An 11,686-nucleotide genomic window follows, 5' to 3' on the forward strand; every position below is an offset into this window, starting at 1 on the left:
TCAGCGGCTTCCTGGGCGCCACCATCATCGCCGCCATCATGGTGGCGATCGATCCGCACGGGGAGATCTTCATCGGCTGAGCGCGGGCCGGCACCCGCCAGGATGCCGGCCCGCGTCAGCCCTCGTCGGACTGCGTCGTCCGAGCTCGTCGTCAGACGACGGGCAGCACCTCGAGGCCACCCATGTACGTGCGCAGCGCCTCGGGCACACGCACCGAGCCGTCAGCCTGCTGGTGCGTCTCGAGGATGGCGACGAGCCAACGCGTCGTCGCGAGCGTGCCGTTGAGCGTGGCGACAGAGCGCGTCGCGCCGTCGGTGCGCTCACGGATGTTGAGGCGGCGCGCCTGGAACGTCGTGCAGTTCGACGTCGACGTCAGCTCGCGGTAGGTGCCCTGCGTCGGCACCCAGGCCTCGCAGTCGAACTTGCGTGCGGCGGACGTGCCGAGGTCACCCGCGGCGGTGTCGATGACGCGGTACGACAGCTCGCACTTGGCCAGCATCTCCTCTTCCCACGCGAGCATGCGAGCGTGCTCCGCTTCGGCGTCCTCGATGCGGCAGTAGGAGAACATCTCGACCTTGTTGAACTGGTGGACGCGGATGATGCCACGCGTGTCCTTGCCGTACGAACCGGCCTCGCGGCGGTAGCAGCTCGACCAGCCGGCGTAGCGCACGGGAGCGTCGACGTTCAAGATCTCGTCCGCGTGGTAGCCGGCGAGCGCGACCTCTGAGGTGCCGACGAGGTAGAGGTTGTCCTCCTCCTGCACGCGGTAGATCTCGGCGTCGTGCGCGACATCGAAGCCGGTGCCCTGCATCGTCTCCGGGCGCACGAGGGTCGGCGTGATCATCGGGGTGAAGTCGTTGGCGATGGCCTGGTCGAGCGCCATCTGCAGCAGCGCCAGCTCGAGGCGTGCGCCGACACCCTTGAGGAAGTAGAAGCGCGAACCGGAGACCTTTGTGCCGCGCTCCATGTCGATCGCGCCGATGAGCTCACCGATCTCGAGGTGATCCTTCGGCTCGAAGTCGAACGTCGGGGCCTCACCGACCGTCTTGACGGTGACGAAGTCGTCCTCGCCACCCGCCGGCACGCCGTCGAGGACGACGTTGGGGACGGTGCGAAGCAGCGCGTCGAACTCCTTGCCCGCCTCGTCGGCAGTGGCCTCGAGCTCCTTGACGCGGGCGCTCAAGGTCGCAGCGTTCTCGCGCGCGGCGTCGGCCTCGGCCTGCAGACGCGCGACCTCCGAGTCGTCACCGCCCTTCTTGGCCTTGTTGAGCGCACCCATCGCGGCGCCGACGCTCTTGGACACCTGCTTCTGCTCGGCGCGCACCCTCTCGAACTCGCCGAGCGAACTGCGGCGCGTCGCGTCGAGCTCGAGAATGCGGTCGACGACGCCCTCGTCAGCGCCGCGAGCACGCTGGCTCGCGCGGACGGCGTCAGGGTTGTCACGAAGCAGTCGAATGTCGATCACCCCTCAAGGCTATCGCCCGCGCGAATGTGCGTCATTCCAGTTACAGTGCAAGGCGTGTCGAACACGCCCTCCCGTCCGCGCGCCGCGATCGTCGTCAACCCCACGAAGGTCGACGACCTCGGCGCCCTGCGCCGCGAATGCGTCGACGTCTCGCGCGACGCCGGATGGGCCGAGCCGCTGTGGCTGCAGACCCGCCTCGACGACCCCGGCACCGGCCAGACGCAGCAAGCACTGCGCCAGGGCTGCGACATCGTCTTCGCCGCCGGTGGCGACGGAACGGTGCGCCACGTCGGCGCGGCGCTGAGCGGCACGAGCGTGCCGCTGGGGTTGATGCCACAGGGCACCGGCAACCTGCTCGCGCGCAACCTCGGCGTCTCGGTGGACGGCTCGGCGGCGCTCAACTTCGCGCGGTCGCTCGCCGGTGAGGACACCATCATCGACGTCGGGCGGGTGCATGCGACGTTCGGTGACGGCTCGGCGACGAACGACACCTTCCTCATCATGGCCGGCTTCGGACTCGACGGCGACATCATGAACGCCACGAGCGAGACCCTCAAGAAGCGCATCGGGTGGATGGCCTACCCCGTCGCCGGCGCGCGCTACGCGACTCAGCGCCCCGAGCGCATGCTCGCCTCCTTCGACGACGGCGCACCGCACACGAAGAAGACGACGACGCTGCTCGTCGGCAACTTCGGTCTGCTGACGGCGGGTGTGCAACTCATGCCCGGCGCCAACGGCACCGACGGGCGCTTCGACACCGTCTGGCTCTCCGCCGACGGGCCCCTGCAATGGGCTGCGCTCTCCGCGCAGATCTTCGCTCGCTCACGGCGCACCACGGGTCGCGTCGAGCGCACACGCTGCGCCCGCGTCGCCGCGAAGGCCATGGGACGCCCGCGCGCGCTCGAACTCGACGGCGACGTCCTCGGCGACGTGCGTGAGATGGAGATGTGGGTCGAGGAGAAGGCACTGCGCGTGCGCGTCGCCAACCCGCGTCACTCACGCATGTCTGACGTCCGCCGTCACCTCCCCGGCATCCTGGGCCAGACGCTGCGCCGCTGACACGCGCCCCCTGTTCGATTCCCGTCCCCATCTGCGATTTTCGTCCACATTCGTTGCCGAGCCTGGCCCAACCCGTCGGACGGACGGATCGCTCGGGACAGTGACGGGCCGCACTGCGCGAGGGGCTGACGCTTGATGCGTCAGCCCCTGTCGCAGTGTTCAGACCCGCGGTCTTGAACCGAGAACCGTCAGCAGCACCGCGCGCCGGGGTTGCGGTCCTGGGCGTCGGTGCGCTCACGCCAGTAGTCGCGCTTCGACATCGGCGCCTCGCCGGGGTGGGCGACGGCGTGATGGCGCAGGTAGCGCTCGTAGTGGTTGTCACCCATCATCGAGGCGACGTACCACTTGAGCGTGCCGACGATTCCGCGCGGCTCAGGCATGGACGCGCTCACCCGCATGCACGCCCTCGGGGTCGAGGCCCGCCTCACGCCACTGCGCGAGCACGCTCTCCTCGTCGGGCGCGACGCGCATGCCGCTCGGCGCGAAGATCTGCGACGGCACCGCGTCGTCGCGCACCTCGGGGTCGACGTGCCCGCTGCGCAGCGCCTTGAGCGCCGCGAACACACCCGCGATGACGACGACGATGACGAGCACCGCGAAGAGAACCGAGAGCGTCTCCTGGATGAGCGTGTTGCGGATGACGGCCTCGATCTCCTCGGGCGTCTTGGCCGTCTTGAACTTCGTCAGCCCCTTGTTCTCGGCGTCGACGAACGCGTTGTGCTGCGCCCAGTAGCCGATCTTCGCGTCGCTCGAGAAGATCTTCTGGTAGCTCGCGACCATCGTCACGAGCAGATCCCAGGCGAGCGGGATGCCCGGGATCCACGCCCACTTCGCCTTGCCGTTGCGGATGACGACGACCGTCACGACCGTCAGCGCGACCGCGGCGAGCAACTGGTTGGCGATGCCGAACAGCGGGAACAGCGTGTTGATGCCACCCAGCGGGTCGGTGACGCCCATGAGCAGGATCGAACCCCATGCGGCGACGACGACGAGCGTCGAGATCCACGCACCGACGCGCCAGGACGTGTCACGGAAGCGGTGCAGCCCGGGCACGTTGCCGAGCGTCTCCGACAGCATGAAACGTGCGACGCGCGTGCCGGCGTCGACCGTCGTCAGGATGAACAGCGCCTCGAACATGATCGCGAAGTGGTACCAGAACTGCTTCATCGAATCGCCTGGGATGACGCGGCTGAACACGTCCGACATGCCGAACGCGAACGTCGGGGCGCCACCGGTGCGCGACACGACCGAAGCCTCGCCGACGTCCTTCGCGGCCTGGGTGATCTCGGGCGCGGTGATCGGATTACCGCCCAAGCCTATCGAGTTCACCCACGTCGCGGCCTTCTCGGCCGTCCCACCCGTCACGCCGGCGGGGGCGTTGATGACGAAGTACAGGTGCTGGTCGATGATGGCCGCCGCGATGAGCGCCATGATGGCGACGAACGACTCGACGAGCATCGAGCCGTACCCGATGAGTCGCGCCTGGCTCTCCTTCTGGATGAGCTTCGGCGTCGTGCCCGACGAGATGAGCGCGTGGAAGCCGGACAACGCGCCGCACGCGATCGTGATGAACAGGAACGGGAACAGCGAACCCGCGAAGACGGGACCGTTGCCGTGCTTGCCGAACGACGTGATCGCGGGGATGTCGATCGCCGGACGCGCGGTGATGATGCCGAGCGCGAGCAGGACGATCGTGCCGACCTTCATGAACGTCGACAGATAGTCACGCGGCGCGAGCAGCAGCCAGACCGGCAGGACGGCCGCGGCGAACCCGTAGACGATGAGGCACCAGGCGAGCGCCGTCGGAGACAGCGTGAACATGTCCTTGCCCCAGGCCGTCTCGGCGACCCAGCCGCCGGAGACGATCGCGAGCAGCAGGAGCGCGACCCCGATGAGCGACACCTCGGTGACCGACCCCGGACGCAGGAAGCGCAGGTAGCAGCCCATGAACAGGGCGATCGGGATCGTCATCGCGATCGAGAACACACCCCACGGCGACTCGGCGAGCGCGTTGACGACGACGAGGCCGAGCACCGCGATGAGGATGACCATGATCGTCATGACGGCGAGCATCGCCGCCCAACCACCGACGGGGCCGAGCGTGTCGCGCGCCATCTGGCCGATGCTGCGGCCGCCACGGCGCGTCGAGATGGCGAGCACCATGTAGTCCTGCACGGCGCCCGCGAAGATGACGCCGAAGATGATCCACATCGTGCCCGGCAGGTAACCCATCTGCGCGGCGAGCACGGGGCCGACGAGGGGGCCGGCGCCGGCGATGGCGGCGAAGTGGTGGCCGAACAGGACGCGACGGTCCGTCGGCATGTAGTCCTGGCCGTTCTCGAACTGCTCCGCCGGCGTCGCGATGTCGTCGCGCGGCTGCACGACCTTGTACGCGATGAGACGGCTGTAGAGCATGTAGCCGATGACGTAGCTGCCGACGGCCGCGAACACGAACCAGATGGCGTTGACGTGCTCACCGCGGACGAAGGCGACCATCGTCCAGCCGATGGCGGCGACGATCGCCGCGACGGCGATCATGATCTTCTGCCGCCCGGTGATGGTGCGAGGGGGTTCGACCGCGACGGGGGGCAACCCCGGATCGCGGTCGAGGGTGTCGAGACGTGACGCCGCCACGGTGACCTCCTGGTAGTGCTGGTGGCCATGACGGCCGCTGTGAGTAAGGCCACACTAGGGGTCTACCCGTGGGTACGGAGTCTCTACTCGCGGACCGAGAAAATCACATCCCGGTCACGACGTCGGCGGATGGGTTGGGGGCCGGGCTCGGATGGAGATTGGGGTTCGGCCGGGCCGCCCTACACCGTGCCCTTCTGCGGTTCCTGCCCCCGTCTGCGATTCTCGGTCACATTCGCAGCCGACGTAGGCGCCGTCAGGCCGTCGGGCCCTGCGGCCACGGCGGCGAGCCGAACCAGTAGCGACGCGTCTCGCCCGGAAACGCGGGGTGGGAGCGGACGTCCTCGAACTGCCCGCCGCACTTCTCGATGACGGCGCGTGACGCCGGATTCTCGGTGCTGCAGCACACCAGCACCTGCTCGATGCCGAGCGCCCGCGCCTCGTCGAGACCGAGCATCAACGCGCCCTTGGCGACGCCCCGCCCACGAGCGCTGGGACGCACCGAGTAGCCGATGTGACCGATCGCCTCATAGAGCACCTCGGTGAGGGTGTGACGCAGGGCCAGAAATCCGACGATGTCGCCCTCCCCCGCCCGCGGGCCGTCCAACACCCAGAAATAGCTGCAGTGCACGAATCCCTCAGGCGGCGGGACGGTCGTATCGCCCTGGCGCGCACGATCGGCGAGGTAGGCGTCGAACCCGGCGCGCGACGTGTCGACGATGTCGTCGCGACGATAGCCCGTGCCGTCCTTCGGCGACGCGCCGAACTCGTCGAACGCGCCCCTCCAGTCGTCGTAGCGAGCGGCGTCGGGCCTGATGAGCGTCAGCATCCCGTCATTCCATCACCGTGCGACGCCCCCGGCGACTGATTTTCCCGACGGCCGGCTGGACGAATGTGCACGCAAACCGCCGATGGGGACAGGATTCGCCGATGTGGACGGGATTCGCGAAGGGGGACGAAAATCGCAGTGGGGTACATGACGACGTGGTGCGGGCCCCAGAGACCCGCACCGCGTCATGTCAGTTCGCACCGTCAGGCGGCCGCGCCACCCGTCAGCCCGTTGACGCCGACGGGCTTGTCGCCCCCGACCGTCACACGCCTCATGGCGCGCGGGCCGAGGTTGGCGTCGACGTAGTCGCGGTTGGCGTAGTGCGACGTCGCACGGTTGTCCCAGATGCCGACGTCGCCGGGCGCCCAGCGGTGACGGATCGTGTGCTCGGGCTGCGTCAGGTGCGCATACAGCGCGTCGAGGATCGCCCGCGACTCGGCCTGCGACACGCCGACGACGTGGGAGGTGAAACCGGGGTTGACGAACAGCCCACGCCGTCCCGTCTCGGGATGGACGCGCACGACGGGGTGCTCGACGACGGGCAGCTCGGTGACGACCTTGCCGTTCCATTCCTGCCCACCATGCTTGCGCAGGTACGCGCCCCATTCGCGGTTGCCGTCGTGGGCGGCGATGAGCTGGTCGACGAGGCCGCGGAACGGCTTCGACAGCGAGTCGTACGCCGCCTGAGCGTCGGCCCAGGAGGTGTCGCCGCCGTAGTCGGGCAGCGTCACGGCGCGCAGGATGCTGATGGCCGGCGGCTCCTTCATGAACGTGACGTCCGTGTGCCACTCGTCGGAGAACGAGAACTCGGGGTCGGAGGAGTCGATCGAGTAGATCTCCTTGCGCTCGTGCGTGCTCGCGACGGGGTGACCCGCCGTCAGCTCACCGAGCAGGTTGCCGAGGCGCACCTGCGCGTCGTCGTCGAACGCGTCCTGACCGCGGAAGAAGAGCACCTTGTGCGCGAGCAGCGCGCGGCGCAGGTCGAACGCTATCGCGTCGTCGACCTGCGCGAGGTCGACGCCGTGGACGATTGCGCCGAACGCCGGGCCGAGGCGTTCGATGCGCAGCCCGGGCGTCGCGACGGTGCCGCCGTGGCGCGCCGCTGCGCCGCTCGCGGAGTCGACGTTCGTGTCGGGCGTGGTGTCGAGGAGTGTCATGGCAGACCCTTCGTTGCGCTTGCCGCCGCGTCGGTCGACGGGCGGCCGGGTCGTTACTCGGGGCACCCCGGCGCACCGTGTGCGTTCGCATGGGGGTTGCCGCCCGGCCAGCCGAGACTTCGCGCCGGGGCTCGTGACCCACGCATAACGTAGCACTCACCTATTCAAAATAGCGAGTTATGCAAAGGGGCTGCCCGGGCACCGGACGCGCCTTCGGGTTCCAACCACGCCCGGCACCGTGCGCGGCATCACGACACGGCTGCTACGGGGCGAGTCAGTGCTCGCGATCCGCCATCTCACCCGCCGTCGCTGGCCCGGGGCGATGCCCGGCACACGACAGCGGCCGACGACCTCGTCGAGGTCGTCGGCCGTCACCGTGCGCGCAACAGGTCAACCCTGCCGACGCGACGCCCAGTGCGAGCCCAGCGGGTAGCCGCCGTTGTCGCCGTTGTCGGTCGTCTTCGTGGCGAGCACCTGGTGCAGGTGCAGCCAGCCCTCCTCGAACCCGAGGCGTGAACCGGCCATGTAGATGCCCCACACCTGCGCGGTCGGCAGGCCCGCCTCGGCGACGCAGAAATCCCAGTTCGCCTCGAGGTTGCGGCACCAGTCGCGCAGCGTCAGGGCGTACGACAGGCGCAGGTTCTCGTCATGCTGAACCTCGAAACCGGCGTCGTGGCACCCACTGATGAGCCGCCCCGGCGAGGCGAGCTCGCCGTCGGGGAAGACATAGCGATCGGTGAACGGCTCCGGCTTGGCCGATGCCGAGTCGTCGCGACGCGTGATGCAGTGGTTGAGCAGGCGGCCACCGTCGCGCAGCTTCGAGTGCAGGAACGAGAAGTAGTTGGCGTAGTTCTTCACGCCGATGTGCTCCGTGAGGCCGATCGAGCTGACGGCGTCGAAGCCCGTCTCGGTGACGTCGCGGTAGTCGCCGTGGCGGATCTCGACGAGGCCCTCGAGGCCCGCCTCACGCACGGCGCGCTGACCCCACTCGGCCTGTTCCTTGCTCAGGGTGACGCCTATGACGTGGACGCCGCGCTCGCGAGCGGCGTGCATCGCCATGCCGCCCCAGCCGCAGCCGACGTCGAGCAGCCGTTGGCCGGGCTGCAGGTCGAGCTTGTCGGCGACGAGGGCGAACTTGCGCTCCTGCGCTTCCTCGAGGGTGTCGTCCAGCGTGTCGAACACGGCGCACGTGTAGGCCATCGACTCACCGAGCACCTTCTCGTAGAACGCGTTCGAGACGTCGTAGTGGTGCTTGATCGAGTCGGCGGCGCGGCCCACCGGGTTCACCTTGGCGAGGTGGCGCTTCCAGCGGGGCTCGTTCTCGACCTCGGGCAGCGGCGGGTGGACGAACGCCTTCGGCCCCAGCTGTTTGACGACGGGCGCGAGCGCCGACGCAACGCCCTTCGGCGTCAGCTGCTTCGTGCGCACGTCACGCTTGATGCGGCTGAACACCTCGTAGGGGTCACCAGGGTGGAAACCGGTGCCGGTCAGCGTGCCCGTCAGATAGGCGCGGGCGAGGCCGAGATCGCCAGGGGCGCTGAGGAGGTAGCGCAGCCCCTCCTCGCTCTCGACACGCACGGCGATGTCGCTGTCACGCGGGCCGATGTCGGTGCCGTCGTACGCCGTGATGCGGAAGGGCAACGGCTCCTCCAACACGGCCTGGACGGCCTGGGCGACGAGGGGGGTGGCGGTCGTGGTCTGGCTCATGCGTGCGTCCTCATCTTGTCAGCGAACTCAAGAAGGCGGCCCTGCGGGTCGTACTTCGTCTTCATGCGGCGGTATTCGGCTGCGCCGTACAGCGCTTCGAACGTCTCGGCGTCGTAGTAGACGTCGGAATAGAGCGACTTGTGGCCGTGCATCGTCGGCAGCACGGCCTCGATGTCGCGGTTGACGTCGCCGTCAGACCGCCCGGGGGTGATGGCGACGGTGCCCCAGAACCCGACGTTGACGTACGTGCGGTTCGGTTCGAGCTGGTACAGCGGCCACGCGTCGTCGCCGCGCAGGCGCAGCGGGCACACCCACACGGGCGTCATGCCGACGTGCTCGTCGAACCACGGCATGAACGTCTCGAGCTGTTCGAGGGGCACTTCGACGTCCTGCACGACGCGCTCGCGCGGCAGTTCGCCGCGCATCTCGTCGATCTTCGCGGCGAAGCCCCAGCGGTTCTCCCACCCGACGATGCGGTGGTAGAAGTCGCTGCGACGGTACTTGCGCGGCCACACGCGTCGCACCTTCGGGTTCTGTGCGAAGAACGCGTCGGAGCACCAGAACCAGTCGGTGTCCCAACGCCAGATGTAGTCGTGCGCGCTCAAGGTGTCGCGGTCGAGCTCACTGATGCTCTTGTAGAAGATGTTCTGCCCCGGTGTAGTCGCGTCGGGCGGCGGCGCGTCTCGGGAGAGTGGCGAGCACGAGATAGGCCTCGTCCTTGCTGACGATCATGCCGTCGAGGCCGTCGACGCGTTCGCCTTGCCACTCGCGGGTCTCGACGATGGCGTCGATCGCTCGCGTCATGGCTGCGACGCTCGCGAACCGCACGTTGCGCGTCTCGACGAGGTCATCGATCGGCTGCAATTCGATGCGCAGACGCGTCGCGTAGCCCAGGCTGCCGTAGCTGTTGGGGAAGGCGCGGAAGAGGTCGGCGTGCTCGTTGGTCGGCGAGGCGGTGAGCAGCTCGCCGGTGCCGGTGAGGATGTCCATCTCGAGGACGGATTCGTGCGGCAGCCCGTTCTTGAACGACGTCGACTCGATGCCGAGGCCGGTGACGGCGCCGCCGAGGGTGATCGTGCGCAACTGCGGGACGACGAGCGGCATGAGGCCGTGCTCGAGCGTGGCGTCGACGAGGTTCTCGTACGTGCACATGCCCTGGACGTCGGCCGTGCGAGCGTCGGCGTCGATGCTGATGACGCCCGTGAGGCCGCTGACGTCGAGGCCTACCTTCGCTTTCTCACGCGGACGGAAGAGGTTCGAGGTCTTCTTCGCGAGGCGCACCGTGGCGCCGGCGGGGATGGCTTCGAAGGAGGCCCTCAACTGCGCGACGGCAGAGGCGTGAGCGGCCTCACCGGCCAGTTCCACACTGGGCTGTTTTTTCTTATCGAACATCTATGCTCTCCACGTCTCAGGAAGTTACGCCTGCCCCGGTTGCAGCACCAAATCAGGCCGGCTCATTCCCGAGCAACCGCTCGACCCAGGCGTTGCGGAACATGCCGGACGGGTCATGCCGACGCGCCTCGCCGTCGAGGGCATGCAGTCCGGGGAACTGTTCGCTGAGCTGCTGCGGCGGTGCCGCGTGCAACTTGCCCCAGTGCGGACGCGGGTGGCCGAGTGCAGCTTCGAGGGCCGGCAGTTCACGGCGGACGGCGTCCGGGTCGCGGCGCCAGGTGAGGTGGATGGCGAGCATCTCGCCGGTGGCGAACGGGCTCGCACTGAGGCTGTCGCCGGCGACGGCGCGGATCTCCATCGAGTGCGCGAGGCGGGCGAAGACATCGGCGAACCGTGGCAGCGCTCGCAGGGCGTCCGCGACCGTTTCACGTGAAACGAAGTACTCGCTCTGCACCTCGTCGCCGACGCTGGGGGCGAAGTCGCTGCGGAAGTGAGTCAGCCGTTCGGCGCTCGGCCCGTGAACACCGAGCTGCTCAGTCACCGCGACGGGATCAGCGCCTGGGCTCGGGTGACGAGGGCTCGTCGCGGCGCGGGCGCCGGCGAGCTGAGCCGGAGCATCGACGCCGCGCGGACGCTTGGCGAAGAGCAACGCCCGACCGCCGTCGCTCCAGTCGGGGGCGATGCTGAACGAGTAGAGCGGGCGCGTCAGGTCGTCGAGATGGTCGACGAGGGCGTCGTATTCGAGCCCTTCGTACACCGTCGTCGCGATGTCGAACGCGGGCACGACGTCGAGGATCAACTCGACGACGGGCCCGAACAGACCGAGATGCACGGGATAGTGCTCGAACCCGGGTTCGCCGCGCGTCATCGTGTGCAGATCGCCCGCAGCGGTGACGTGGGTGAGCGAACGCACCGCAGACGCGAGGCTCGGACGCTCCCATCCGGAGCCGTGCGTCGCCGTCGCGATGGCCCCGGCGACGGTGATGTGCGGCAGTGACGCAAGGTTCTCGAGCGCCCAACCACGCTGCGCGAGAACGGCGTTGACCTGCGCATACGTGGCGCCGCCGTCGATGGTGACGCAGCGTGCGTCCTCGTCGAGGTCGATGCGACGCTCGAGGTCGAGGAGGCTGAGCTGCACGCCGTCTGTGTCGGCGATGTCGTTGAAGCTGTGGCCGGTGCCGACCACCCTCAGCCGCCCACCGTCGGCCGCTGCCCGGCAGACCGCATCCTGCACCTGCGACGTCGTCCGCGGCGCGTATCGCTCGCGCGCTTCGAAGACGACGGTGCCGGCCCAGTTCGTGGCAGGGAGCGCGCTCATCCCCCGACGTTATACCCGCCCGACGGCGCTCGCCCGGGGTGCTCGAGGCCGGGGTGCTGGCTCTACGGGCGAGTGAGTCACTCGTGTCCGGGTGAGTCAGTCAGGACTGACTCACCCGGACGTTGGTG

At 68.6% G+C, this 11,686-nt stretch carries 10 protein-coding genes and 1 riboswitch; of the genes, 1 reads left to right on the forward strand and 9 read right to left on the reverse strand.

Translation table 11 applies throughout. The features are described 5' to 3' along the window. Positions 1 to 151: 151 nt before the first annotated feature. Positions 152 to 1,465, reverse strand: a complete 1,314-nt coding sequence (gene serS / locus HMPREF0321_RS12905; RefSeq protein ID WP_006946945.1) for a serine--tRNA ligase — start codon at positions 1,463 to 1,465, stop codon at positions 152 to 154. A 54-nt stretch (positions 1,466 to 1,519) separates the two neighbouring features. On the opposite strand from serS, the gene HMPREF0321_RS12910 reads away from it, so the two are divergent. Beyond that, a complete protein-coding gene (locus HMPREF0321_RS12910; RefSeq protein WP_006947133.1) occupies positions 1,520 to 2,524 on the forward strand; it encodes a diacylglycerol kinase family protein in 1,005 nt (334 codons plus the stop codon). Positions 2,525 to 2,712: 188 nt separating this feature from the next. On the opposite strand, the gene HMPREF0321_RS12915 is transcribed toward HMPREF0321_RS12910, so the two are convergent. The 8 genes from HMPREF0321_RS12915 to HMPREF0321_RS12945 form a co-directional block, all read right to left on the reverse strand. After that, entirely contained in the window at positions 2,713 to 2,904 is a 192-nt protein-coding gene (locus tag HMPREF0321_RS12915) for a YbdD/YjiX family protein (protein ID WP_006946985.1), read from the reverse strand. Further along, positions 2,897 to 5,158, reverse strand: a complete 2,262-nt coding sequence (locus HMPREF0321_RS12920; protein WP_006947119.1) for a carbon starvation CstA family protein — start codon at positions 5,156 to 5,158, stop codon at positions 2,897 to 2,899. The genes HMPREF0321_RS12915 and HMPREF0321_RS12920 overlap by 8 nt, the downstream gene beginning before the upstream one ends. Before the next feature lie 253 nt (positions 5,159 to 5,411). Beyond that, positions 5,412 to 5,984 carry a GNAT family N-acetyltransferase gene (locus tag HMPREF0321_RS12925; RefSeq protein ID WP_006947028.1) on the reverse strand — a complete coding sequence of 191 codons (573 nt, stop codon included), beginning with the start codon at positions 5,982 to 5,984 and terminating at the stop codon, positions 5,412 to 5,414. Positions 5,985 to 6,187: 203 nt separating this feature from the next. Then, complete coding sequence (locus HMPREF0321_RS12930) at positions 6,188 to 7,141, reverse strand: TauD/TfdA family dioxygenase (protein ID WP_006946952.1); 954 nt, start codon at positions 7,139 to 7,141, stop codon at positions 6,188 to 6,190. 10 nt (positions 7,142 to 7,151) lie between these two features. Then, positions 7,152 to 7,280: riboswitch (SAM riboswitch) on the reverse strand. A gap of 251 nt (positions 7,281 to 7,531) precedes the next feature. Further along, positions 7,532 to 8,848 carry a cyclopropane-fatty-acyl-phospholipid synthase family protein gene (locus tag HMPREF0321_RS12935; RefSeq protein WP_006947084.1) on the reverse strand — a complete coding sequence of 439 codons (1,317 nt, stop codon included), beginning with the start codon at positions 8,846 to 8,848 and terminating at the stop codon, positions 7,532 to 7,534. After that, positions 8,845 to 9,453: an FAD-binding oxidoreductase gene (locus HMPREF0321_RS17155; protein ID WP_006947149.1), complete on the reverse strand. Its 609-nt coding sequence runs from the start codon at positions 9,451 to 9,453 to the stop codon at positions 8,845 to 8,847. Before HMPREF0321_RS17155 ends, HMPREF0321_RS12935 begins: the two co-directional genes overlap by 4 nt. Before the next feature lie 16 nt (positions 9,454 to 9,469). Then, positions 9,470 to 10,240, reverse strand: a complete 771-nt coding sequence (locus HMPREF0321_RS17160) for an FAD-binding oxidoreductase (RefSeq protein WP_006946933.1) — start codon at positions 10,238 to 10,240, stop codon at positions 9,470 to 9,472. Positions 10,241 to 10,292: 52 nt separating this feature from the next. Continuing rightward, positions 10,293 to 11,558 (reverse strand): FAD-binding protein, encoded by a 1,266-nt coding sequence (locus tag HMPREF0321_RS12945; RefSeq protein WP_006947139.1) that lies wholly within the window; start codon positions 11,556 to 11,558, stop codon positions 10,293 to 10,295. Positions 11,559 to 11,686 lie beyond the last annotated feature (128 nt).

It is taken from the genome of Dermacoccus sp. Ellin185 (assembly GCF_000152185.1).
Taxonomy (GTDB): domain Bacteria; phylum Actinomycetota; class Actinomycetes; order Actinomycetales; family Dermatophilaceae; genus Dermacoccus; species Dermacoccus nishinomiyaensis.

Excerpts from the sequence above, each read along its gene's own strand:
- HMPREF0321_RS17160 (WP_006946933.1), bottom strand. The coding sequence starts at position 10,240 with ATGTTCGATAAGAAAAAACAGCCCAGTGTGGAACTGGCCGGTGAGGCC.
- HMPREF0321_RS12915 (WP_006946985.1), bottom strand. The coding sequence starts at position 2,904 with ATGCCTGAGCCGCGCGGAATCGTCGGCACGCTCAAGTGGTACGTCGCC.
- HMPREF0321_RS12930 (WP_006946952.1), bottom strand. The coding sequence starts at position 7,141 with ATGACACTCCTCGACACCACGCCCGACACGAACGTCGACTCCGCGAGC.
- HMPREF0321_RS12945 (WP_006947139.1), bottom strand. The coding sequence starts at position 11,558 with ATGAGCGCGCTCCCTGCCACGAACTGGGCCGGCACCGTCGTCTTCGAA.
- HMPREF0321_RS12925 (WP_006947028.1), bottom strand. The coding sequence starts at position 5,984 with ATGCTGACGCTCATCAGGCCCGACGCCGCTCGCTACGACGACTGGAGG.
- HMPREF0321_RS12935 (WP_006947084.1), bottom strand. The coding sequence starts at position 8,848 with ATGAGCCAGACCACGACCGCCACCCCCCTCGTCGCCCAGGCCGTCCAG.